This window comes from Yonghaparkia sp. Root332 (genome assembly GCF_001425665.1).
In the GTDB taxonomy this organism is placed as follows: domain Bacteria; phylum Actinomycetota; class Actinomycetes; order Actinomycetales; family Microbacteriaceae; genus Microcella.
On sequence record NZ_LMCX01000001.1, the window covers coordinates 671,240 to 693,183 of the forward strand.

At 72.9% G+C, this 21,944-nt stretch carries 18 protein-coding genes; 13 read left to right on the forward strand and 5 right to left on the reverse strand.

Translation table 11 applies throughout. From position 1 onward, the window contains the following. Positions 1-28: 28 nt before the first annotated feature. The 5 genes from ASC54_RS03205 to ASC54_RS03225 all read left to right on the forward strand — a co-directional run bounded on the left by ASC54_RS03205 (position 29) and on the right by ASC54_RS03225 (position 2,963). Positions 29-427 (forward strand): PPOX class F420-dependent oxidoreductase, encoded by a 399-nt coding sequence (locus ASC54_RS03205; RefSeq protein WP_055857583.1) that lies wholly within the window; start codon positions 29-31, stop codon positions 425-427. Continuing rightward, positions 424-1,479, forward strand: a complete 1,056-nt coding sequence (locus ASC54_RS03210; RefSeq protein WP_055896614.1) for a DNA-3-methyladenine glycosylase — start codon at positions 424-426, stop codon at positions 1,477-1,479. Before ASC54_RS03205 ends, ASC54_RS03210 begins: the two co-directional genes overlap by 4 nt. 77 nt (positions 1,480-1,556) lie before the next feature. Continuing rightward, on the forward strand, positions 1,557-2,099 hold the full coding sequence (locus tag ASC54_RS03215) for a thioesterase family protein (protein ID WP_055897926.1): 543 nt from the start codon (positions 1,557-1,559) through the stop codon (positions 2,097-2,099). 55 nt (positions 2,100-2,154) lie between these two features. Beyond that, a complete protein-coding gene (locus tag ASC54_RS03220) occupies positions 2,155-2,571 on the forward strand; it encodes a YidH family protein (protein ID WP_055857579.1) in 417 nt (138 codons plus the stop codon). Continuing rightward, positions 2,571-2,963, forward strand: coding sequence for a hypothetical protein (locus tag ASC54_RS03225; RefSeq protein WP_055857576.1), 393 nt, complete (start codon positions 2,571-2,573; stop codon positions 2,961-2,963). The genes ASC54_RS03220 and ASC54_RS03225 overlap by 1 nt, the downstream gene beginning before the upstream one ends. A 48-nt stretch (positions 2,964-3,011) precedes the next feature. On the opposite strand, the gene ASC54_RS03230 is transcribed toward ASC54_RS03225, so the two are convergent. Beyond that, the gene (locus ASC54_RS03230) at positions 3,012-4,622 is read right to left on the reverse strand and encodes an NAD(P)/FAD-dependent oxidoreductase (protein ID WP_055896617.1); all 1,611 of its coding nucleotides are present in this window, start codon (positions 4,620-4,622) and stop codon (positions 3,012-3,014) included. An 84-nt stretch (positions 4,623-4,706) separates the two neighbouring features. Then, positions 4,707-5,603 (reverse strand): LysR family transcriptional regulator, encoded by an 897-nt coding sequence (locus ASC54_RS03235; RefSeq protein ID WP_055896619.1) that lies wholly within the window; start codon positions 5,601-5,603, stop codon positions 4,707-4,709. 165 nt (positions 5,604-5,768) lie between these two features. Here ASC54_RS03235 and ASC54_RS03240 point away from each other — a divergent pair, with 165 nt between their 5' ends. Continuing rightward, positions 5,769-9,413: a proline dehydrogenase family protein gene (locus tag ASC54_RS03240; RefSeq protein WP_235451370.1), complete on the forward strand. Its 3,645-nt coding sequence runs from the start codon at positions 5,769-5,771 to the stop codon at positions 9,411-9,413. A gap of 326 nt (positions 9,414-9,739) precedes the next feature. On the opposite strand, the gene ASC54_RS03245 is transcribed toward ASC54_RS03240, so the two are convergent. Together ASC54_RS03245 and ASC54_RS03250 are read right to left on the reverse strand one after the other, a co-directional pair. Next, positions 9,740-10,096: a GntR family transcriptional regulator gene (locus ASC54_RS03245; RefSeq protein ID WP_055896624.1), complete on the reverse strand. Its 357-nt coding sequence runs from the start codon at positions 10,094-10,096 to the stop codon at positions 9,740-9,742. A 130-nt stretch (positions 10,097-10,226) separates the two neighbouring features. Then, positions 10,227-11,693 carry a helix-turn-helix domain-containing protein gene (locus tag ASC54_RS03250; protein ID WP_055896627.1) on the reverse strand — a complete coding sequence of 489 codons (1,467 nt, stop codon included), beginning with the start codon at positions 11,691-11,693 and terminating at the stop codon, positions 10,227-10,229. Between the two features lie 171 nt (positions 11,694-11,864). Between ASC54_RS03250 and aceA the strand changes: the two genes are divergently transcribed. Continuing rightward, entirely contained in the window at positions 11,865-13,175 is a 1,311-nt protein-coding gene (gene aceA / locus ASC54_RS03255; protein WP_055857568.1) for an isocitrate lyase, read from the forward strand. Positions 13,176-13,232: 57 nt separating this feature from the next. Continuing rightward, on the forward strand, positions 13,233-14,918 hold the full coding sequence (gene aceB, locus ASC54_RS03260) for a malate synthase A (protein WP_055896630.1): 1,686 nt from the start codon (positions 13,233-13,235) through the stop codon (positions 14,916-14,918). A 23-nt stretch (positions 14,919-14,941) separates the two neighbouring features. Here aceB and ASC54_RS03265 read toward each other — a convergent pair whose 3' ends face one another. Continuing rightward, positions 14,942-15,379, reverse strand: a complete 438-nt coding sequence (locus tag ASC54_RS03265; RefSeq protein ID WP_055857564.1) for an Lrp/AsnC family transcriptional regulator — start codon at positions 15,377-15,379, stop codon at positions 14,942-14,944. A gap of 173 nt (positions 15,380-15,552) precedes the next feature. Here ASC54_RS03265 and ASC54_RS03270 point away from each other — a divergent pair, with 173 nt between their 5' ends. The 5 genes from ASC54_RS03270 to ASC54_RS03290 all read left to right on the forward strand — a co-directional run bounded on the left by ASC54_RS03270 (position 15,553) and on the right by ASC54_RS03290 (position 21,939). Continuing rightward, positions 15,553-16,572: an iron ABC transporter substrate-binding protein gene (locus ASC54_RS03270; RefSeq protein WP_055896632.1), complete on the forward strand. Its 1,020-nt coding sequence runs from the start codon at positions 15,553-15,555 to the stop codon at positions 16,570-16,572. Between the two features lie 70 nt (positions 16,573-16,642). Further along, a complete protein-coding gene (locus tag ASC54_RS03275; RefSeq protein ID WP_200932265.1) occupies positions 16,643-18,250 on the forward strand; it encodes an iron ABC transporter permease in 1,608 nt (535 codons plus the stop codon). Beyond that, complete coding sequence (locus tag ASC54_RS03280; RefSeq protein ID WP_055896636.1) at positions 18,247-19,326, forward strand: ABC transporter ATP-binding protein; 1,080 nt, start codon at positions 18,247-18,249, stop codon at positions 19,324-19,326. The genes ASC54_RS03275 and ASC54_RS03280 overlap by 4 nt, the downstream gene beginning before the upstream one ends. 23 nt (positions 19,327-19,349) lie before the next feature. Next, the gene (locus ASC54_RS03285; RefSeq protein ID WP_055896639.1) at positions 19,350-20,585 is read left to right on the forward strand and encodes a kynureninase; all 1,236 of its coding nucleotides are present in this window, start codon (positions 19,350-19,352) and stop codon (positions 20,583-20,585) included. A gap of 142 nt (positions 20,586-20,727) precedes the next feature. Further along, the gene (locus ASC54_RS03290) at positions 20,728-21,939 is read left to right on the forward strand and encodes a hypothetical protein (RefSeq protein WP_055896642.1); all 1,212 of its coding nucleotides are present in this window, start codon (positions 20,728-20,730) and stop codon (positions 21,937-21,939) included. Positions 21,940-21,944 lie beyond the last annotated feature (5 nt).

A 21,944-nucleotide genomic window follows, 5' to 3' on the forward strand; every position in this document is an offset into this window, starting at 1 on the left:
CTCAGCCGCCCCCGCTAGTTTTCGCCCCATGACCGACGCCGCGTCCTTCCTCTCCCTCGCCGACGAGCAGTACGTCCTGCTCACGACGACGCGCCGGTCGGGCGTCGACGTCGCCACCCCGGTCTGGGTGGGCCGCGATGGCGACGCGCTCATCGTCACGACGGCGGCGTCCGCCGGGAAGACCAAGCGCATCCGTCACACGCCCCGCGTCACGCTGCAGGCGTGCGACCGCGTCGGCGCGCCGACCCCCGGTGCTCCCGTCGTCGAGGGGCGCGCGATCGTCGACGAGAGCGCGGAGGCCCGCGAGCGGCTCGACCGCGCGTACCGCGAGAAGTACGGCGCCGCGTACGCCGCGATCCGCGCGCTGCAGAAGGTCAGGGGCCGCTCGGCCGGATCCTCGGTCGTGCTGCGCATCACGCAGGGATGACTCTCGCCCCCGACGCGACCGGCCTCTACGCGCCGGGTCGCCCGGTCGACCCGCGGCAGACGCTCTTCCCCCTGCGCCGCGGGCACGCCGACCCGACCCTCCAGTGGACGCCCGACGGCGCCGCGTGGCGCACCCAGCGCACTCCCGAGGGCATCGCCCTGGTGCGGATGCTCGCCCGCCGTTCGGCCGCGCCCGACTCCGGCGCCGGCGGGGCGGGGGCGGCGGCCGCCGGGAGCATCGCGGCCACCGAGGTCGAGCTCGCGGCGTGGGGCCCCGGCGCCGCGTGGTCCCTCCGGCAGGCGCCGGAGCTGCTCGGGGAGGGCGACGACTGGAGCGCGCTCGACGCCCTGCTGGAGCCGGGAGCGCTCGCCGGCCGCGCGGGCGCGGATGCCGGCGCGAGCCCGATCGGTCCCGAGGTCGTGGCCGGGCTCGCGCGCGTGCGGCGTCGTCACCCGGGGCTGCGGCTGCTGCGCACGGGCATCGTGCTCGACTCGGCCGTCGCGGCCGTGCTCGAGCAGAAGGTCACGGGGGTCGAGGCCCGACGCGCGTGGCGCACGCTCATCCGGCAGCACGGCGAGGCGGCGCCGGGGCCCGCGCCGGAGGGCATGCGGGTCATACCGGGCCCCGAGCGGTGGCGGAGCATCCCGGACCACGACTGGCACTCCGCGGGGGTCGGCCCGCAGCGGATGCGCACCATCCGCCGCGTGGCGGCCGTGGCTCCCGCGCTCGAGCGCACCCTCGCCCTCGGCCGCGGCGGGCCCGCGGTCGCCGCGGCGCTCACGTCGATCCCGGGCGTGGGGGAGTGGACCGCCGCCGAGATCACCCAGCGCGCCCACGGCGACGCCGATGCGATCAGCGTCGGCGACTTCCACCTCGCCGGTCTCGTCGGGTACGCGCTCACCGGCGAGCGCACCGACGATGCCGGCATGGTGCGGCTGCTCGCCCCGTTCTCCGGTCACCGGCAGCGGATCGTGCGGCTCATCGCGACGCTCGGCTCGACGGCACCCCGGCAGGGGGCGCGCATGACGATTCAGGACCACCGCCGGCACTGAGCGCGGGCCCGGGCTGTGGAGGTGCCACAGCCCGCGCGACACCCGGCCGCGCGAGGTCTAGCGTCAGCCGGGTGAACATGATCGTCCGCCTGCTCCTGCTGAGCATCCGCTCGCGATTCGGGCCCCGGCTCGCCCCCACCGATGTCGCGCGCACGGCCTTCCGCGTGCTGCCCACCGACCTCGACGTGCTCAACCACATGAACAACGGCGTGTACCTGTCGATCATGGATCTCGGCCGCATCGACCTCATGGCGCGGTCGGGCGTGTGGCCCGAGCTGCGCCGCCGCGGGTATTACCCCGTCGTTGTGAGCTCGACGATCACGTATCGCCGCTCGCTCGAGCCGTGGCAGCGGTTCACGGTCGAGAGCCGCATCGTCGGCCTCGACGACGTCGCCGGCTACGTCGAGCAGCGCTTCGTGCGCGACGGCGAGGTGTGCGCGCGCGGCGTCATCAAGGCGCGCTTCCTCAAGAGGTCCGGCGGCATCGTGCCCATCCCCGAGCTCGCCGAGCTCTTCGGCCTCGACCCCGACGACCACCCGCTGCCCGAGTGGCTCGCGCACTGGAGCGCCGCCGCGAGCCTGCCGCCGCGCCGCGAGCCGACGCCGAGCGTCTGGGACTGAGAGCCCGCCCGGCGAGGGGGTGGCTCGGGCGCCGCCCGATCGCTACGGTTCGAGGGTGAGCCAACCCGAGAAGAGCGCCCCGCGCAGCAGCGAGCCCGACGACCGGAAGCCGCGCTCCGTCTACGGCGTCGGCGCCGAGCCCGACGTGCAGGCGAGCCTCGCCAACGAGCGCACCGCCCTGTCGTGGATCCGCACGGGCCTCGCGCTCGTCGCGGGCGGCGTGGCGCTCGCGACGCTCGCGAGCTTCGGCGACCTGCCCGTCGTCATCGTCGCGATCGCGGGCCTCGCGAGCCTCGGCGGCGGCCTCCTCGCCGTGTGGTCGCTCGTCGGCTGGCGTCGCACCGAGCGAGCGCTGCGGCTCCAGGAGCCGCTTCCGCCGCCCTCCGCGCTGCCGTGGCTCGTCGGCGCCGTCGTCGCGGTCGCGATCTTCCTCGCCGGATTCGCGGCGTACCAGGCGCTCACGGGCGTCTGATGACGGCGGCGGATGCCCGGCGCGAGCCCGATCCCGCCGACGACGCGCAGCGCGCCGTCGCGCGCGAGCCCTCGACGGACACGGGCTTCGTGCGCCGCGCGAGCCCGGCCAATCGCACCTCGCTGTCGTGGCAGCGCACGTCGGCGGCCGCCGCGCTCGTCGCGATGTTCGCGGCCTTCACCGCCTTCCGGCTCGGAGAGCCGGGCGTCGCGATCGCGGCCGGCGTCGTCGCGCTCGTCGGGCTGCTGGTCGGCGCGACGACTCCGCGTGTCTCCCGCCATCGCCCGGGGGACCGCCACCCCTACGCCTACATCGTGCGGGGCGCCATCGTGCTCGGCATGACCGGGCTGCTCGGGGTCGCGCTCGCCGCCTACGCGCTCGTCGACGGGTAGGGCGTCGCAGCCGGCGTCGGCGCGCGGGCCGCGCCGGGCATCCGACCGCTACCGGCTCTCGAGGACCGCCATCGCCGCGTTGTGGCCGCCGATCGCGGAGACCGCGCCGCCGCGCTGGGCGGCCGACCCGCAGAAGAGGATGCCCGGCAGGCCCGTGTCGACGCCCCAGCGCAGCGCCGGGGTCGAGAGGTCGGCGCCGTCCTCCGCGAACGGCCACGACAGGTCGCCGTGGAAGATGCTGCCGGCGGGCAGGCGCAGCGCGTGCTCGAGGTCGCGCGTCGTCTTCGTCTCGAGGCACGGGTTGCCGTCACCGTCGGTCATGAGCAGCGGCTCGATGGGCTCGGCGAGAACCGAGTTCAGCGAGTCGAGCACGCCGCGCTCGAACCGCGAGCGCATGTCGTCGTTCGTGCGCTCGGTCAGGAGCCGGTCGGGGGTGTGCAGGGCGAAGACGGTGAGGGTCTGGGCTCCCGCGGCCTGGAGCTCGGGCGACAGGATCGACGGGTCGGTGAGCGAGTGGCAGTAGATCTCGGCGGGGATTGGGTCGGGTATTGAGCCGCCCGCCGCCGCATCGTAGGCCGCCTGCAGCTGCGACCACGTCTCGTTGATGTGGAAGGTGCCGCCGAACGCCGCCGCCGGGTCGATCCTCGCGTCGCGCAGGCGCGGCAGGCGGGTCAGGAGCATGTTCACCTTGACCTGGGCGCCCTCGGCGTCGGGCGCGGCCGCCCCGAACTCGTCGTCGGCGCCGCCCGCGGCGAGCAGGCGCGCGAGCTCCTGCGGCGAGCAGCCGACGAGGACGTGGTCGGCGGCGATGCTGCGCTCGTGCTGGTCGCCGCCGCTGCCGCCGACCCCGCCCTGCCGCACCGTCACGATGCGATCGGGGCTCAGCGCGGTCACGTCGGCGTTCGTGGTGAGGATGCTCCCGGCCAGTCGCGCGGCCCGGGCGAGCTCGCCGCTCACGGCGCCCATGCCGCCGACGGGGACGTTCCAGTCGCCCGTGCCCCCGCCGATCACGTGGTAGAGGAAGCAGCGGTTGGCGTTGAGGGTGGCATCCACGTTCGGGGCGAAGGTGCCGATGAGCGCGTCGGTGGAGACGACCCCGCGTACGAGATCGTCTGCGAAGGTGCGCTCGATCGTCTCGCCCACGGGGCGCTCGATGAGGGCATCCCATGCCGCTCTGTCGGCGACGGCCGCGCGCGCCTCGCTGCGCGTCAGCAGCGGGTCGGTCACCGTCGGGAAGAGTGCGCGGGCGAGGCGCTGCGTGCCCTCGTAGAAGCGGCCCCACGCCTCGGCGTCGGCGGTCGCCTCGAGGGCGGCGAAGGATGCGGCGGTCGCGGTGGCGTCGTGGTTGTCGACGAGGAGGCCGCGGTCGGTTCCGGGCAGCGGCGTGTAGGACGAGTAGCGACGCGGCGCGAGGCGGATGCTCAGCCCGAGGTCGTCGATGATGCGCTGGGGGAGCATGCTCACGAGGTACGAGTAGCGGCTGAGCCGGGCATCCACGCCGGGGAAGGCCTGGGCCGAGACAGCGGCGCCGCCGAGCACGTCGAGGCGCTCGAGCACCTCGACCTCAAGGCCGGCGCGGCTCAGGTAGGCGGCGGCGGCGAGGGCGTTGTGGCCTCCGCCGATGATGACGACGTCGCGGCGCTCGGTGGGCGGGGTCACGGGCTCGGGCTCCTTCGCGGCGGTGCGGACCCGCGGCGTCGCGGGTCGGGTCTCGTCAGCCTACGACGGCGAGGGCGGGCGCGCTCAGGGCGCGACCGCGCGCGCGAGCACCTCGCGCACCGCGACGATCGCGGGCCGCGAGGCGGCCGAGCGGCGCGCGGCCGTGAACACCTCGCGCGAGGGCGCTCCCGGCAGGTCGACGAGCCGCACGGGCGCGCGGCCGCCCATCCACAGCAGGTCGGGCAGCAGCGCGACCGCGTGCCCGGCCTCGATGAGCCGCACGTGCGCCTGCAGGTCGGCGGTCTCGAAGCGCACGTCGGGCTCGAATCCGGCGAGCCGGCACTGCTGCTCGGCCCAGTGGCGCGACGCGGTGCCGCGCGGCTCCATGACCCAGGCGGCGTCGGCCGCGTCGGCGAGCGACGTGAGCAGAGCATCCGCTCGCACGCCCAGCCGCAGGGCGTCGCGATGCAGCGGCACGCGGTCGAGCTCGCGCCGCAGCGGGGCGGCGTGCGCGGGGTACTGCTCGCCGATGACGAGGTCGAACTCGCGCGCCCACACCTCGTCGAGCGCGCTCTCGGGCTCGCGCTGGGTCACCTCGACCCGCAGCGACGGATGCTCCGCCTCGAGCAGCGACAGCGCCCGGGGCACGATGCCGAGCGCCGCCGACTGGAACACCGCGAGCCGCACGGTGCCCCGCAGCGGCTCGTCCGCGGCGAGGGCGACGGATGCTCCGAGCGCCGATTCGAGGCGCTCCATCTCGTCGAGAACGCGGCCAGCACCCTCGGCGAGCAGCTCGCCCTGCGGCGTCAGCTGCACGCCGCGGCCGACGCGCTCGAGCAGGGGAACCCCCGCCTCGAGCTCGAGCTGCGCGAGCTGCTGCGAGATCGTCGACGGGCTGTACGAGAGGGCGCGCGCGACGGCGTGCAGACTGCCGCGGCGCTGCACCTCGCGCAGCAGGCTCAGGCGGCGCAGATCAAGCAAAGGGCCTCCTGTCAATCGTTCGAGTATGCCGAACAGTACCGTGCGCAAATGCTCGCTTTTCTCGACGCGCCGCCCGGCGCACACTGAGACTCAGCGGGCCCCGCGGCGCCGTGCGGTGTGCGCACGGCCAGGCCCCTCAGCACGGAGGCTGACAGGCTGATGACCATGAGCACCCCGATCGATCACCCGCTCGACAGCTCACGCGACGGCGCCGACGACGGCACCCACAGCGGCACCGACACTGGCGCCGGTATGACGCGGCCCGACGCCCCCGTGCAGAGCGCCGTGCACGACGTCGACCGCGACCTCGACGCCCTCACTCCACTCGCCGACGAGGCCGTCGCGCTCGTGCGCCGCTGGCTCGACGAGGCCGGCGACGCCAAGCCCGACGCCGCGGCCGCGCGCCTCGCCGGCCTGCTGAAAGACCCCGACGGCCTGCACTTCGCGATCGGCTTCGTCGACCGCGTGGCGCGGCCCGAAGACCTGCGTGTCGCAGCCCGCAACCTCGAAGAGCTCAGCGAGCGCATCCCGAAGTTTCTGCCTGCCCCGCTGCGCGGCCTCATCGCCGTCGGCGGCGGGTTCGCGCGCTTCCTGCCGAACCCGATCATCCCGATCTCGCGCCGCGTGCTGCGCAGCATGGTCGGCCACCTCATCGTCGACGCGACGCCCGAGAAGCTCGGCGCGACGCTCGCGAACCTGCGCGAGAACGGCGACCGACTCAACATCAACCTGCTCGGCGAGGCGGTGCTGGGCGACGCCGAGGCAGACAAGCGCCTGGCGGGCATCCACGCCCTCGTCGCTCGCGACGACGTCGACTACGTGTCGGTCAAGGTCTCGTCGATCGTCAGCCAGCTGTCGATGTGGGCGTTCGACGAGACGGTCGCGCGCGTCGTCGAGCGGCTCGTGCCGCTCTACGAGGAGGCGGCCCGCAGCGGCACGTTCCTCAACCTCGACATGGAGGAGTTCCGCGACCTCGACCTCACGATCGCCGTCTTCGAGCGCCTGCTCGACCGGCCCTCGCTGCAGCAGTACGAGGCCGGCATCGTGCTGCAGGCCTACCTGCCCGAGGCGGTGCCGGCGCTCGAGCGGCTCACCGCGTGGGCGCAGCGCCGCCGGGCCCTGGGCGGTGCGGGCATCAAGGTGCGCGTCGTGAAGGGCGCGAACCTCGCGATGGAGCGGGTCGACGCCGCCGTGCACGGCTGGCCCGTCGCGGTGCTGCCGAGCAAGCAGGCGAGCGACGCCAACTACAAGCGCGTGCTCGAGCTCGCCCTGCGCCCCGACCGCGTCGACGCCGTGCGCATCGGCGTCGCGGGCCACAACCTCTTCGACATCGCCTGGGCGCACCTGCTCGCCGGCTCGCGCGGCGTCTCGAATCGCGTCGAGTTCGAGATGCTGCTTGGCATGGCGCCCGACCAGACCGAGGCGGTGCGCCGCACGGTCGGCTCGCTGCTGCTCTACACGCCTGTGGTGCACACCGAGGACTTCGAGTCGGCCATCAGCTACCTGATCCGCCGCCTGGAGGAGAACGCGAGCACCGAGAACTTCCTCTCCGGAGCCTTCGAGCTCGCGAACTCGCACCAGATCTTCGCGCGCGAGCAGAGCCGCTTCCTCGCCTCGCTCGCCGACCTCATCGACCACCCGGGCGCGCCCGAACCGCACCGCGTGCAGAACCGGCTGACGGGGGCGGATGCTGCGCGCGAGCTGCCCCTCGGCGCAACTGCTGCCAGCGTGGGTGTGCGCGACAACTTCGACAACGAGCCCGACACCGACCCGGCGCTGCCCGCCAACCGGGAGTGGGGCCGCGCGATCCTCGCGCGCGCCGCCGACTCGCAGCTGGGTGCCGACGCCGTGGCCGCCGCCGCGATCGCGACGCCCTCGGCCCTCGAGCGCGAGATCGCGGATGCCCGCACCGCAGCATCCGCCTGGGCCTCTCGCTCGGCCGACGACCGCGCCGACGTGCTGCACGCCGCGGGCCGCATGATGGCCGCGCGTCGCGCCGAGCTGCTTGAGGTCATGGTCGCCGAGGCCGGCAAGACGCTCGCCGAGGGCGACCCCGAGATCAGCGAGGCGATCGACTTCGCCCACTACTACGCCGAGAGCGCGCGCGAGCTGGCGCGCGTCGACGGGGCGCGGTTCGAGCCGGTGCGGCTGACGGTCGTCGTGCCGCCGTGGAACTTCCCCGTCGCGATCCCGGCCGGGGGAGTGCTCGCGGCGCTCGCCGCGGGCAGCGCCGTCATCATCAAGCCCGCGCCGCAGGTGCGCCGCTGCGCCGCGGTCATGGTGCAGGCGCTGTGGGATGCGGGCGTGCCGCACTCGGTTCTCAGGCTCGTCGACGTGCCCGAGAACGCGCTCGGCCAGCAGCTCATGAGCCACCCGGCCGTTGACCGCGTCGTGCTCACGGGAGCCTTCGAGACGGCGGCGCTGTTCCGCTCGTGGAGGGCCGACCTGCCGCTGCTCGCCGAGACGAGCGGCAAGAACGCGATCATCGTGACGCCCTCGGCCGATTTCGATCTCGCCGCCGCCGACCTCGCGCGCTCGGCGTTCGGCCACGCGGGGCAGAAGTGCTCGGCGGCGTCGCTCGGCATTCTCGTCGGGTCGGTCGCCGATTCGCCGGCGTTCCGCCGTCAGCTGGTGGATGCTGTGCGCACGCTGCGCGTCGGCTCTCCCCTCGACCCCACCACGGTCGTCGGCCCGCTCATCGAGCCCGCGTCGGGCAAGCTGCTGCGCGCCCTGACGGAGCTCGCGCCGGGCGAGGAGTGGCTCATCGAGCCGCAGCGTCTCGACGAGTCGGGTCGGCTCTGGTCGCCGGGGGTGCGGCTGGGCGTCGCGCCGGGCAGCGAGTTCCACACGACCGAGTACTTCGGCCCCGTTCTGGGGCTCATGCGCGCGCGCGACCTCGACGAGGCGCTCGAGCTGCAGAACACGACGCCGTTCGGGCTCACGGCGGGGCTGCACTCGCTCGACGTGTCTGAGGTCGACCACTGGGCCGAGCACGTCGAGGCCGGCAACCTCTACGTCAACCGCGGCATCACGGGCGCGATCGTGCGCCGCCAGCCGTTCGGAGGCTGGAAGCGCTCGAGCGTCGGCGGCTCGACGAAGGCCGGCGGGCCGTCGTACGTCGCGGGCTTCGGCACGTGGATGCCCGTCGCGCGCTCGCCGAAGCAGAACCTGAGCTTCCGAGGGCTGAGCGCGCCCGTGCGCCGCGTGCTCGAGGCGGCGCAGCCGGGGCTCGACTTCGCGGGGTTCGACTTTGCGCGCGCAGGGGCGCTCTCAGACGAGCGCGCGTGGGCCGACGAGTTCGGAGTCTCGCGCGACGTGAGCGACCTCGGGGTCGAGCGCAACGTGCTGCGCTATCGGGTGCCGACCGAGCCGGTCGTCGTACGGCTCGCGGCCGGCGGGTCGTCAGGTTCGCTCGTCCGCGTGCTGCTCGCCGCGGTGCGGGCGGGGGCGCCCGTCGCGGTGTCGACGCCGATCGCGCTGCCGTCGGCGCTGCTGTCGCTCGCGGAGGAGTTCGACTCGCCGCTCGCCGCGGCCTCGTTCGTGATCGAGAGCGATGCGGCGTTCACGGAGCGCGTCGTCGCCGAGCGGCCGGCGCGCATCCGCCTCATCGGTGGTGACGGCGGTGCGGCCGATCAGGCGCGCGAGCTGTTCGCCGCCCTCGACGGAGACCCCGACGTCGCGATCTGGTCGGGCCCCATCACGGCCGCGGGTCGGGTCGAGCTGCTGCCGTTCGTGCGCGAGCAGTCGGTGAGCGTCACGGCGCACCGCTTCGGCAACCCGTACCCCGCGCTCGCCGAGCTGCCGCTGTAGGGCGGTCGCGCGCACGGCCGCGCCGCGGTCGACGACGCCTCGCGTCGTTTGCCGCGCCCGCTTCGTTGCGAGCAGGTCCTTCCGCCCGGTGCGTGTGCACTGACTCCGGCGATCGGGGGCCGCGCCCCCGCCGTTCTGTGGCGGTGCGGGCCTCGCAAGCCGGAACTCCGGAGTTGGTGCACGCGCCCTTCCAGAAGTGCGGATGGGGTGAATCGCGGTCGGCCGCTCCGCACTGTCAGAAGTCTGCAGCGCAGAGGGCCGGCACCCCCGCCGCGAGCGCCTGGGCGCGAGGTCGAGGGCGCTGAGCGAAGCGAAGGCGCGGCGGCTCAGGCTCGCAGCGCGGCGCGCACGAGAGCCAGTGCGGCGTCGTCAGGCAGGCCGAGGCGGCGGATGCGGTCGGCGAACTGGCGCGCAGCATCCTGAGCCTGGCGCTCGGTCGGGTCGCCCTGCAGCGCGACGAACGAGCCGGCGCGACCGCGAGTCTCGATGATGCCGTCGGCCTCGAGCTCGCGGTAGGCGCGCGCGACGGTGTTGACGGCGAGGCCGAGCTCCTCGGCGAGGGCGCGCACCGTCGGCAGCTTCGCGCCGCCCGCCAGCGCCCCCGACGCGACCGCGTCGCGCACCTGCACGCGCAGCTGCTCGAACGGCGGGGTCGCCGAGCGCGGATCGATCGTGACGATCATGAGCCGAGGCTACCCGCGCGGCATTCCGCGGTTGAGCCGAAATGTGGCGAGTGAGCTAGAACATTTCGGCCCAACCGCCACATTCCGGCTCAAGCGCGAGGACGGGAGGACATGGCAGGGCCCGCCGCGCCTACACTCCCGCGTGCCGCTCGAGGAACCCGTACACCTCGGTGCGGTCGACCCCCGGGAAGCTCTCGCGCGGGAGCGCGGCGAGCAGCGACGAGTTGATGCGCGCCTGCGGGCGGGCCGCACCGGCCCAGCGGGCGGCGAGCTCCGGCGGAGCATCCTGGCAGCAGGCGGGGTCGGGGCAGGTCGACTCGCCGCGCCGCGTCGTCTCGCGCCCGCGGAACCACTTCACGTGCGCGAAGGGGGTTCCGACCGAGATCGAGAACTCGCCGGCCGACCCCGACTCGATGCGCGACGTGCACCAGTACGTGCCCGTCGGCTTGTCGGTGTACTGGTGGAACGGGCTGAAGCGGTCCGGCTCCTCGAACACCTGCCGCGCCGACCACTTGCGGCACACCGACTGGCCTTCGACGGCGCCGAGCGCGTCGGTCGGGAAGCGCACCGAGTCGTTCTCGTACGCCTTCGACAGCACGCCCGACGCCGACACCTTCAGGAAGTGGACCGGGATTCCCAGATGCTCGGTCGCGAGGTTCGTGAACCGGTGCGCGGCGGTCTCGTACGACACCGCGAACCGGTCGCGCAGATCCTCCACGGCGAGCTCGCGCTTCGCCTTCGCCGCTTGCAGGAACGCCACCGCGTCGCCCTCGGGCACGAGCAGCGCCGCCGCGAGGTAGTTCGACTCGACGCGCTGCCGCAGGAACTCGGCGTACGACGTCGGCTCGGGCCGCTGCAGCACGTGCGCCGCGAGCGCCTGCAGCAGGTTCGTGCGCGGGTCGCGCCCCGGCGCGTTCTGCACCGGCAGATAGATGCGCCCGTTCTCGAGGTCGGTGACCGACCGCGTCGACGGCGGCAGGTCCGTGACGTAGTGCAGCGTGAAGCCGAGGTGCGCGGCGAGCTCGGCGGCGAGGCGCTGCGAGAGCGGACCGCCCGCGTGCCCAATGGCCTTCAGCAGGTCGGCCGCGGTCTGCTCGAGCTCGCCGAAGTAGTTGCCGCGCGCCCGCATCTCGCCGCGCAGCGCTGCGTTCGCGCGTCGCGCCTCCTCCGGCGTCGCCGCGCGCTCGCGGTGCACCCGCTCGAGCTCGGCATGCAGGGCGAGAATCGTGCGAATCGCATCGTCCGAGAGCGACTTGCGCACCGGCAATGACGGGATGCCCAGGGCCGCGAACAGCGGACCCTCCTGTACCCGGGTCAGCGCGATCTCGAGCGCCGCCCGCCCCGTGGGAGCCTCGGAGCTCAGCAGCCTCTCGAGGCTCACGTCGAGCGCCCGCGCGATCGCCTGCAGCTCGCCGAGCTTCGCCTCGCGCTTGCCGTTCTCGAGCACCGAGACGTGCGAGGTCGCGACGCCGATCCGCTCGCCGAGCTCGGCGAGGGTCAGCCCGGCGTCGGAGCGGAGCTGGCGGATGCGGCGGCCGAGCGTGAGGGGATCGAGCACCTCTTCAGCGTGGCCGGGGGTCTGAGCGCGGTCGAGCATGCGACGAGCATCCCACGCCCCGCTTTTCGGGCCAACCGAAAAAGCAGGAAATTTCAGTCGATCTTTCGGGGCTCGAGGGCCCGTTCTTCGGCGAGCGTGGACTCACGGCGGCAGACAGCCCGCCCCGACCAGCCCCGCACGACACGCGGGCACACCGAAGGAGCAGCCCCGATGAGCACCCAGCACCGCACCGGCGACCAGACGCAGACCGCCGCCGAGCTCGAGACCGCGTGGAAGACCGAGGCCCGCTGGTCGGGCGTGCAGCGCGACTACTCCGCTGAGGACGTCATCGCGCTGCGCGGCACCGTACAGGTCGAGCACACGCTCGCCCGACGCGGCGCCGAGAACCTGTGGAACCTGATCCACACCGAGAACTACGTCAACGCCCTCGGCGCCCTCACCGGCAACCAGGCAGTGCAGCAGATCCGCGCTGGCCTCAAGGCGATCTACCTCAGCGGCTGGCAGGTCGCCGCGGACGCCAACCTCTCGGGCCAGACCTACCCCGACCAGAGCCTCTACCCGGCCAACTCGGTGCCCGCCGTCGTCAAGCGCATCAACAACGCCCTGCGCCGCGCCGACCAGATCGCCGCCGCCGAGGGCACCTCGTCGGGTGCGGATGGCGGCATCGACTGGCTGGCCCCGATCGTGGCGGACGCCGAGGCAGGCTTCGGCGGACCCCTCAACGCCTACGAGCTCATGACCTCGATGATCGAGGCGGGCGCCGCGGGCGTGCACTGGGAGGACCAGCTCGCGAGCGAGAAGAAGTGCGGCCACATGGGCGGCAAGGTGCTCATTCCCACCCAGCAGCACATCCGCACCCTCAACGCCGCGCGCCTCGCGGCCGACGTCGCGGGGGTGCCGAGCATCATCGTCGCGCGCACCGACTCGCTCGCCGCCGACCTCGTCACGAGCGACATCGACGAGCGCGACCGCCCGTTCCTCACGGGCGAGCGCACCGAGGAGGGCTTCTTCCGCACCCGGCCCGGCATCGAGACCGTGCTCGCCCGCGGCCACGCCTACGCCCCCTACGCCGACCTGCTGTGGGTCGAGTCGAGCGAGCCCGACCTCGAGCTCGCGCGCACCTTCGCCGAGAGCATCCACAAGGAGTTCCCCGGCAAGAAGCTCGCGTACAACTGCTCGCCGTCGTTCAACTGGAAGCGCCACCTCGACGACGACACCATCGCCAGGTTCCAGAACGAGCTCGGCGCGATGGGCTACGCGTTCCAGTTCATCACCCTCGCCGGGTTCCACTCGCTCAACCACTCGATGTTCGAGCTCGCGCGCGGCTACAAGGAGCGCCAGATGAGCGCCTACGTCGAGCTGCAGGAGGCCGAGTTCGCCTCCGAGGCAGGCGGCTACACGGCGACCAAGCACCAGCGCGAAGTCGGCACCGGCTACTTCGACCGCATCGCGACGGCGCTCAACCCCGAGAGCGCGACGCTCGCGCTCGTCGGCTCGACAGAGGCGCAGCAGTTCCACTAGGCCTGCGCCGGGCATCCCCTTCTTTCACCGACACGACTCATCTGAGACGAGACGATCATGACCACGTCCACCATCGCCGACCACCAGCTGACCATCGCGGGCCCCATGCGCCCCCGCTACGACGAGATCCTCACCCCCGAGGCGCTCGCGTTCGTCGCCGAGCTGCACCGCCGCTTCGCGGGCACGCGGCACGAGCGGCTCGCCGACCGCATGCGCGCCCGGTACGACCTGGGCAACGGGCGCGACCTGCGCTTCCTGCCTGAGACGGCGGATGTCCGTGAGCACGACTCCTGGCGCGTCGCGGGAGCAGGCCCCGGCCTGGAGGACCGGCGCATCGAGATCACGGGCCCGACCGACCCGAAGATGACGATCAATGCCCTCAACTCGGGCGCGAACGTCTGGCTCGCCGACCTCGAGGACGCCACGAGCCCGACGTGGGGCAACATCGTGGAAGGGCAGCTGTCGCTGTTCGACGCGATCCGCGAGCGGCTCGAGTTCACCGCCCCCGGCGTCGACGGCGCCCCCGGCAAGGAGTACCGCGTCACCGCCGAGCGCACGCCCACGATCGTGATGCGCCCGCGCGGCTGGCACCTCGTCGAGAAGCACATCGAGTACACCGACCGCTCGGGGCTGCGCCTCGCCGCGAGCGCGAGCCTCGTCGACTTCGGGCTCTACGCCTTCCACAACGCGGCCGAGCTCGTCGCCCGCGGCCGAGGCCCGTACTTCTACCTGCCGAAGCTCGAGAACCACCGCGAGGCCCGGCTCTGGAACGACGTCTTCACCTTCACCGAGCAGCGCCTCGGGCTCGACCACGGCACCATCCGCGCGACGGTGCTCATCGAGACCTTCCCCGCGGCGTTCCAGATGGAGGAGATCCTGTTCGAGCTCCGCGACCACTGCGCGGGCCTCAACGCCGGCCGCTGGGACTACGTCTTCTCGATCATCAAGAACTACCGGGGTCGGGGCCAGTGGTTCGTGCTGCCCGACCGCGACCGCATCCTCATGACCCTGCCGTTCATGCGGGCGTACACCGAGCTGCTCGTCAAGACGTGCCACAAGCGCGGCGCTCACGCGATCGGCGGGATGAGCGCGTTCATCCCGAACCGCCGCGACCCGGAGGTCACGGAGCGCGCGCTCGAGCGCGTCGCCGCCGACAAGCGCCGCGAGGCCGGCGACGGCTTCGACGGCTCGTGGGTCGCGCACCCCGACCTCATCCCCGTCGCGCGGGCCGAGTTCGACGCCGTCCTCGGCGACCGCCCGAACCAGCTCGACCGGCAGCGCGACGACGTGCACGTCACGGCGCGCGACCTGCTCGACGTGCGCTCGGCCGGGGGCGAGGTCACCCTCGCTGGCGTGCGCGCGAACATCGCGATCACCATCCGGTACCTCGACTCGTGGCTGCGCGGCATCGGCGCCGCCGCGATCGACAACCTCATGGAGGACGCCGCGACCGCGGAGATCAGCCGCTCGCAGCTGTGGCAGTGGATCCACCAGGATCACGTCACCGTCGAGGGCGAGACGATCACGCGCGGCCTCGTCGAGGGGATGCTCGCCGAGGTGCTCGCCTCGCTGCCGCACGCGCCGGGCAGCCGCCTGGCCGAGGCGGAGGAGCTCTTCCGCACCGTGACCCTCCACGAGGACTTCCCGACCTTCCTCACGGTGCCGGGCTACACGCGGTACCTGGTCGAGCCGGCCGAGGCCGCGCCGGCGAGCCATGAGCAGCAGGAGGCGCGCGCCGCGTAGGACCCCGTCGACCGCGCGTACGACTACTCGTGCGCGCGGTCGACGAGCCGCGAGAACACGATCGCCGACCGCGTGTGGTCGACGTTGGGCGCCGACCGCACGCGCTCGAGCGCTTCCTCCATGCTCGGGATGTCGCGCGACCGCAGCCGCACGATCGCGTCGGCGTCGCCCGTGACGGTGCCGGCCTCCACGACCTCGGGCACGGCGAGCAGGATGCGCCGCAGCTCCTCCGGCGCGACCGTGCCGCGGCAGAACAGCTCGACGTACGCCTCGACGGCGAGGCCCTCGACGGCCGGGTCGACCTGCACGGTGAAACCGCGGATCACGCGCTCGGCGACGAGCTTGTCGACGCGGCGCTTGACGGCCGAGGCGGAGAGTCCGACGACGTCGCCGATGTCGCCGTAGCCGGCGCGGGCGTTCTGACGCAGCTGATCGATGATGCGCGAATCGATGGCGTCCATGGGCTAACGGTAGGCGACTCGGCGGCGCGGCGGGGCATCCGCACGCACGAATGCTGCGCCGCCGTGAGTTCGCCGGCGCGGGTGGCGTTTCCCGATTGGTAAGGCTAGCCTTACCTGTGGCAGCGTCGCCGTGTCCTGCACCTCCTCCCCTCCCTCTCCTCCGGAGTCCTTCCATGCGCTCGTCCCGCCCACTCGCCCTGCTCGCCCTGCCCGTCGCCGGCCTGCTGCTCGCCGGCTGCGCCGCGACCCCCGCCGAGGAGGAGGCGGCGTTCACGCTGTACTCCGGCCGCGATGAGGACCTCGTGCAGCCGCTCATCGACGCGTTCACCGAGGAGACCGGCATCCAGGTGGACGTGCGCTACGGCAACACCCCGGAGATGGCCGCGCTGCTGCTGGAGGAGGGCGACGCGACTCCCGCCGACGTCTTCCTCTCGCAGGACGCCGGCGCGCTCGGCGCCTTGAGCGACGCCGAGCTGTTCGCGACGCTCCCGGACGACATCACGGGCGCCGTGACCCCCGAGTTCAGCTCGACCGACGGCAGCTGGGTGGGCGTCACGGGTCGCGCGCGCGTCGTCGTGTACGACGGCGAGCGCCTGAGCGCCGACGAGCTGCCCGACTCGATCGACGGCTACGTCACCGATGAGTGGCGGGGCCGACTGGGCGTCGCGCCGACGAACGCGAGCTTCCAGTCGTTCATCACCGCGCTGCGCGTCATCGAGGGGGAGGACGCCGCCGAGCAGTGGGCCGAGGCGCTCTCGAACAACGACCCGCAGATCTTCGAGTCGAACGTGCCGATCCTCACCGCGGTCAACGACGGAGCGCTCGAGGCGGGCCTCATCAACCACTACTACTGGTTCCGTCAGGCGGCCGAGGTCGGCGCCGACAACATGCGCGCGCAGCTGAAGTTCCTCACCCCGGGCGATGCGGGCTCGATCGTCAACGTCACGGGCGCTGGCCTCCTGAGCGGCGCGGCCGAGAACGAGGACGCCCGTGCCTTCATCGAGTACCTCGTGTCGCAGGCGGGCCAGGGGTACTTCGTGAACGAGACCTTCGAGTACCCGCTCGTGCCCGGCATCGAGGCCGCCGAGGGTCTGCCCGCTCTCGAGTCGCTCGTCACGCCCGACTTCGACCTCAGCGACCTCGACTCGCTCCAGCAGTCGCAGGAGCTGCTGTCGCGCGTCGGCCTCATCTAGCCCCTCGAACCGGCCGCCGCGGGGCTTTCGACCCTGCCGGCTCCCACCCACCGAATGGTCGAATAGCCCCATGACGCTCGCGCCGCAGACCGCGGCGGCCCCCGATCCGGCGGCCACCGCGGCGCCGCCGCACCCGAGGGCGGATGCCCGAGACGCGTCGAGCGCGACTCGGCCGCCGCTCTGGCTCGAGGTGCTCGCGTCGCTCGCCGCCCTCGCCGCGAGCATCCCCCTCGTCTATCTGGTGGTGCGCGGGGGCGAGTCGGGCTTCGACCGCATCGTCGAGACCCTGACCCGCGGGCGCGTGCTGGAGTACGCCGCGAACTCGCTCGGCCTCGCGGCGGCGACGACGGCGACCGCGCTCGTGCTCGGCACGGCGGTCGCGTTCACGCTGTCGCGGCTGCGGGTGCCGTTCCCGAGGCTGTGGCTGCTGGCCTCGGCGCTGCCGCTCGCGGTGCCGTCGTTCCTCGCCGGCTACGGGTGGCTCGTGCTGGCGCCGAGCATGCAGGGGTTCGTGCCGAGCTGGCTGCTGCTGTCGGCGGTGACGATGCCGTACGTGACGCTGCCGGTCGCTGCCGCCCTGCGCGGGGCATCCGGCGACCTCGAGGGCGTCGCGCGCACGCTCGGCCGCGGGCCGCTCTCGGCGTTCTTCGTCGCGACGTGGCCGCAGGTGCGGCCGGCGGCGATCGCGGGCGGGCTGCTCGTCGCGCTCTACGCGCTGAGCGACTTCGGTCTCGTGGCGATGATGCGCTTCCCGACCCTGACGTGGGGCATCAATGCCGCGTACTCGGCGAGCTTCGACCGGGCGCAGGCGGCCATCCTCGCCCTGCTGCTCGTCGTGCTCGCGCTGCTCGTCGTGCTCGGTGAGCGCACGGCTCGCGGCCGGGTGCCGCGCGCGGCGGCCCGCGCCGTCGCCCCCCGGACGATCGGGCGGGGGATGCTCCTGTCGCTGCTCCCCGTCGTCGCCGCCGCTCCCGTCGTGGGCGTCGCGATCCCGCTCCTGGGTCTCGCGACGCGACTGGTGCAGGCCGAGACGCTACGCGAGCTCGACGTGCCGCGCCTGCTCGCGGCGGTCGGCTCGACGGTGGGGGTCGCGCTCGCGGCTGCCGCGCTCGCGGTCGTCCTCGCGCTGCCCATCGCGGCGCTCGCCGCCCGCTTCCGCGGCCGGCTCGTCTCGGCCATTGAGTCGGTGGGCTATCTCGGCCACGCGCTGCCCGGCATCGTGGTCGGCCTGTCGCTCGTGTTCTTCTCGCTCGCGGTGCTGCCCGCGCTCTACCAGAGCGTCGCGGTGCTCGTCTTCGCGTACGCGGTGCTGTTCATGCCGAAGGCGATCGGCACGATGCGGTCGGGGCTGGCCGACGTGCCGGTGGCGCTCGTGTCGGTGGCGCGCACGCTCGGCGATTCGCCGCTGCGGGCGTGGTGGCGCGTGACGGTGCCGCTCGCGCTGCCGAGCGTGGGCATCGGCGCCCTGCTCGTGGCGATCGCGACCATGAAAGAATTGCCGGCGACGCTGCTGCTGCGGCCGACGGGAATCCAGACGCTCGCCACCGAGTTGTGGAACAGGACGGTCGTGTTCGAGTTCGGCGCCGCCGCCCCCTACGCCGCGGTGCTCGTCCTGATCGCGGCGGTCCCCGCCATGGTGCTCTCGGGCATCCGCAGCACCGCCAAGGAGGAGTTGTGAGCGACCTCGTCGTGTCCGGCGCGAGCGTGACCCACGGGTCGACGCTCGCCGTCGACGACGTGTCGATGACGATCCGCTCGGGCGAGCTCGTCGCCGTGCTCGGCCCGTCGGGCTGCGGCAAGACCTCCCTGCTGCTCGCGATCGCCGGCCTGCTTCCCCTCCGCGACGGGTCGATCGCGATCGGCTCGCGCGAGCTGTCGCGCCCGGGCCGCACGGTGCCGCCCGAGAAGCGCGGCATCGGCTGGGTGCCGCAGGAGGCCTCGCTCTTCCCGCACCTCACGGTCGGCGAGAACATCGGGTTCGCCGTTCCGGGCGGCCGCGGCGGCGCCGGTGCTCGCGGGCGCGCCCGCGCCGAGCGCATCGCCGAGCTCGCGTCGCTCGTCGGCCTCGGCGCCCTCACGAACCGCGCCCCCAACCAGCTCTCGGGCGGGCAGGCGCAGCGCGTCGCCCTCGCCCGCGCCCTCGCCCCGCGGCCCGACGTCCTCCTGCTCGACGAGCCGTTCGCCGCGCTCGACACCCAGCTGCGCACGGTCCTGCGCCGAGAGGTCGCCGAGCTGCTGCGCGCCCAGGGCACGACCTCGATCCTCGTGACGCACGACCAGGAGGAGGCGCTGACCCTCGCCGACCGCGTCGCGGTGCTGCGCGACGGGCACCTGGAGCAGTTCGGCACGCCGGAGGAGATCTACCAGCAGCCGGCGAGCGACTGGGTCGCCCGATTCGTCGGCGACGTCGTCGAGCTCGACGGAGCCTGGCGCGGCGGCCGCGTGACCTGCGCACTCGGCAACGTCGAGGCGGCGGCGGTCGGCTTCACGCCCGCCGACGGCGACACCGTGCGGCTCATGCTGCGCCCCGAGTGGATCGTCCCGCGCCCCGACCTGCTCGCGCACGCCGCTGCGGGGGCGGATGCCCGGGTCGCCTCGATCTCGTACGCCGGCCACGACGCGATGCTGAGCTGCGATCTCACCGCGGGTCTCACGGTGCGCATGCGCATGGCGGCCGTCGACCTGCCGCAGGTGGGGGAGGACCTCCGCCTCGCCGTGCAGCGGCCGGGGCTCGCGTTCCCCGTGCCGGCGTAGTCGCGCGAGCCTAGGCTGACCGGGTGACTGACGCCGCGCCCCTCCCGAACCCGGCCGCGCCCCTGCCCGACCCCGCCGCGCTCGACGCCGCCGACCCGCTCGCCGCGGTCGTCGACCGCTTCGTGCCGGGCGACGACCTCGTCGCCTACCTCGACGGCAACTCGCTCGGGAGGCCGCTGCGGGCGACGCTCGACGCGCTGCCCGACTTCGTGCGCACGCAGTGGGCCGGGCGACTGATCCGCGGCTGGGACGAGGGCTGGCTGTCGCTGGGCGAGCGCCTCGGCGACCGCATCGGCGCCGCGTGCCTGGGCGCCGCATCCGGTCAGACGATCGTCGCCGATTCGACCACGGTGCTCATCTTCAAGCTGCTGCGCGCCGCGATCGCCGCGCGCCCCGGGAGGACGGAGCTCGTGATCGCGCGCGACGAGTTCCCGACCGACCGATTCATCGTCGAGCGTCTCGCCGACGACCACGGGCTCACGGTGCGCTGGGTCGACACCGCGCACGACGGTGGCATCACCCCCGAGCTCGCGGCCGAGGTCGTGAGCGAGCGCACGATCGCGGCCCTCCTCGGCGGCGTCGCCTACCGCAGCGCGTGGTGGGCCGACATGGCCGCCGTCACGGGCGTCGTGCAGGCCCACGGCGCGCTCGTCATCTGGGACTGCTCGCACGCTGTCGGCTCGGTCCCGCTCGAGCTCGACGCGTGGGGCGTCGACATGGCGGTCGGATGCTCGTACAAGTACCTCAACGGAGGCCCGGGCGCCCCCGCCTGGGCCTACGTCGCCGCGCGGCACCAGGCGCAGCTGCGCAACCCGATCCCCGGGTGGCTGGGCGCGGCCGAGCCGTTCAGCATGACGGCCGGGTTCGAGCCCGCGCCGGGCATCCGTCGCCTCGTCAGCGGAACCCCGCCCATCATCGGCATGCAGCCGATCGCCCACATGCTCGACGAGATCGAGGCGGCCGGCATGCCCGCGGTCCGGGCGAAGTCGGTCTCGCTCACCGAGTACGCGATCGCGCTCGTCGACGCTCTGATCCCGGATGCCGTGGTCGCCTCGCCGCGCGATCCCGCGCGTCGCGGGGGCCACATCACGGTCGACCACCCCAACGCTCGGCGGGCCGTCGAGCGGCTCTGGGCCGAGGGCGTCATTCCCGATTTCCGGCACCCGAGCGGGGTGCGCGTCGGGCTGTCGCCGCTGAGTACGAGCTTCGCGGAGGTCGAGCGGGGCATCCGGGCGCTCGCGGCGGCGCTCGCCGACTGAGCCGCCCCGCGGGGTTGGAAATACAAGAAGTCCTCGTGCCGACTGCGATTGTCGGCGGTCACCAACAACAATGAGTGTCTATTCGGCGACGCGTCCCGGGCGGCAATAGGTTGCCCATCTCGGCCGAGAGCGAGGAACTCAAATGACTGACGTCGAGATCGTCCGACTCGAAACCGAGCTGCCCCCCGACGAGGCAGCAGGGGAAATCGCGAAAGCCGTTAGTGCTCGGCACTCGATCGCTCGTCGGTATGTCTTGCGGCTCAGGCGGCGCAATCCGGAGGCGACTCCCACTGAAGTGATCGCCATGCTGGAGCGTCACTACCGCACATCGATTAGTGCGGCGGGAGCGATGATCGCGGCCGGTGCGATCGCAGCCGATGTCGGAATTGCGCTCATCCCGGTGGCGGGCGCGGCGGCAGTAGGAGTGAAGAGTGCTGGCCAGCAGGCCGCGAAGAAGGCGGGGAAGGAAGCTGTGAAGGTCGCGGCGAAGAATTTGGCCCTCGGCGCCGCGAAGTCCGGTGCGAAACAGGCTGCGGCCCTGCTCCCAGCGGGGGACGAGCAACTCCAGTTCGAGATCACTGCTGTCTTCGCTCTTGGGCTCGCCGATATCCACGGGATGACGCTTGATCAGGATCAATCGCACGCTCTCGTCTACGGGCTCACCAATGGGCGGGTGAACAGTAATCAGATTGCTCAGATGGCCTCCGATGTCGCCGATTCCGGTACAACCGGGGTTATCGAGACGAGCCGTCGAATCAGCGCGGGAAAGGACGATTGGTCCCATTGGGCGAGCACGCTCGCCGACGCTCTTCCCGGCGGGGCGGCCCAAAACCTCGTTCGCACCATCCAGACGGGCGAGCTTCAGGGAGTGCAGGAGAACTTGTCCGGAAAGCAGAGAGCAGCTGTCGAATACGGAGTCTGGGCGCTCGCAGGGGGAGTGACGCGCTTCGTATTCGGTAGGGATGTCATCGAGGAGTCGAGGAGAGCATTCGCAGAGCCGCCGGAGGAATTTCCGGCGCATCTCGCCCTCGAGGCAGCCAAAGCCGTCGGCGATGACGACGGTGAAGGAAATCGAGCCATCGCTGCGCTCGAGGACGCCGCGCGAGCAACGGGCACTTGGTTCGTCGACGCAGCCGGGACGGTTCGAGTCGGAGTGTCGTCCGGCGTGGCGGCAGCAGGGGCGGGAATGGCCGTGGCCGCGGGCACTGTTTCTCGACCGTTCCGAAGCGTCGACCTGGACGGCGACGGAATCCCCGACGAACCGCAGGCGCTCTCAAAGATCAAGAGTGTCGCCAGTCTGCTGAAGCCGAGGAAGCGCAATTCCGGGGAGTTGCCGGACGAAATTCCCTCCTAGGCCGC

Excerpts from the sequence above, each read along its gene's own strand:
- ASC54_RS03205 (WP_055857583.1), top strand. The coding sequence starts at position 29 with ATGACCGACGCCGCGTCCTTCCTCTCCCTCGCCGACGAGCAGTACGTC.
- ASC54_RS03210 (WP_055896614.1), top strand. The coding sequence starts at position 424 with ATGACTCTCGCCCCCGACGCGACCGGCCTCTACGCGCCGGGTCGCCCG.
- ASC54_RS03215 (WP_055897926.1), top strand. The coding sequence starts at position 1,557 with ATGATCGTCCGCCTGCTCCTGCTGAGCATCCGCTCGCGATTCGGGCCC.
- ASC54_RS03225 (WP_055857576.1), top strand. The coding sequence starts at position 2,571 with ATGACGGCGGCGGATGCCCGGCGCGAGCCCGATCCCGCCGACGACGCG.
- ASC54_RS03240 (WP_235451370.1), top strand. The coding sequence starts at position 5,769 with ATGAGCACCCCGATCGATCACCCGCTCGACAGCTCACGCGACGGCGCC.
- ASC54_RS03245 (WP_055896624.1), bottom strand. The coding sequence starts at position 10,096 with ATGATCGTCACGATCGATCCGCGCTCGGCGACCCCGCCGTTCGAGCAG.
- ASC54_RS03250 (WP_055896627.1), bottom strand. The coding sequence starts at position 11,693 with ATGCTCGACCGCGCTCAGACCCCCGGCCACGCTGAAGAGGTGCTCGAT.
- aceA (WP_055857568.1), top strand. The coding sequence starts at position 11,865 with ATGAGCACCCAGCACCGCACCGGCGACCAGACGCAGACCGCCGCCGAG.
- aceB (WP_055896630.1), top strand. The coding sequence starts at position 13,233 with ATGACCACGTCCACCATCGCCGACCACCAGCTGACCATCGCGGGCCCC.
- ASC54_RS03265 (WP_055857564.1), bottom strand. The coding sequence starts at position 15,379 with ATGGACGCCATCGATTCGCGCATCATCGATCAGCTGCGTCAGAACGCC.
- ASC54_RS03270 (WP_055896632.1), top strand. The coding sequence starts at position 15,553 with ATGCGCTCGTCCCGCCCACTCGCCCTGCTCGCCCTGCCCGTCGCCGGC.
- ASC54_RS03275 (WP_200932265.1), top strand. The coding sequence starts at position 16,643 with ATGACGCTCGCGCCGCAGACCGCGGCGGCCCCCGATCCGGCGGCCACC.
- ASC54_RS03290 (WP_055896642.1), top strand. The coding sequence starts at position 20,728 with ATGACTGACGTCGAGATCGTCCGACTCGAAACCGAGCTGCCCCCCGAC.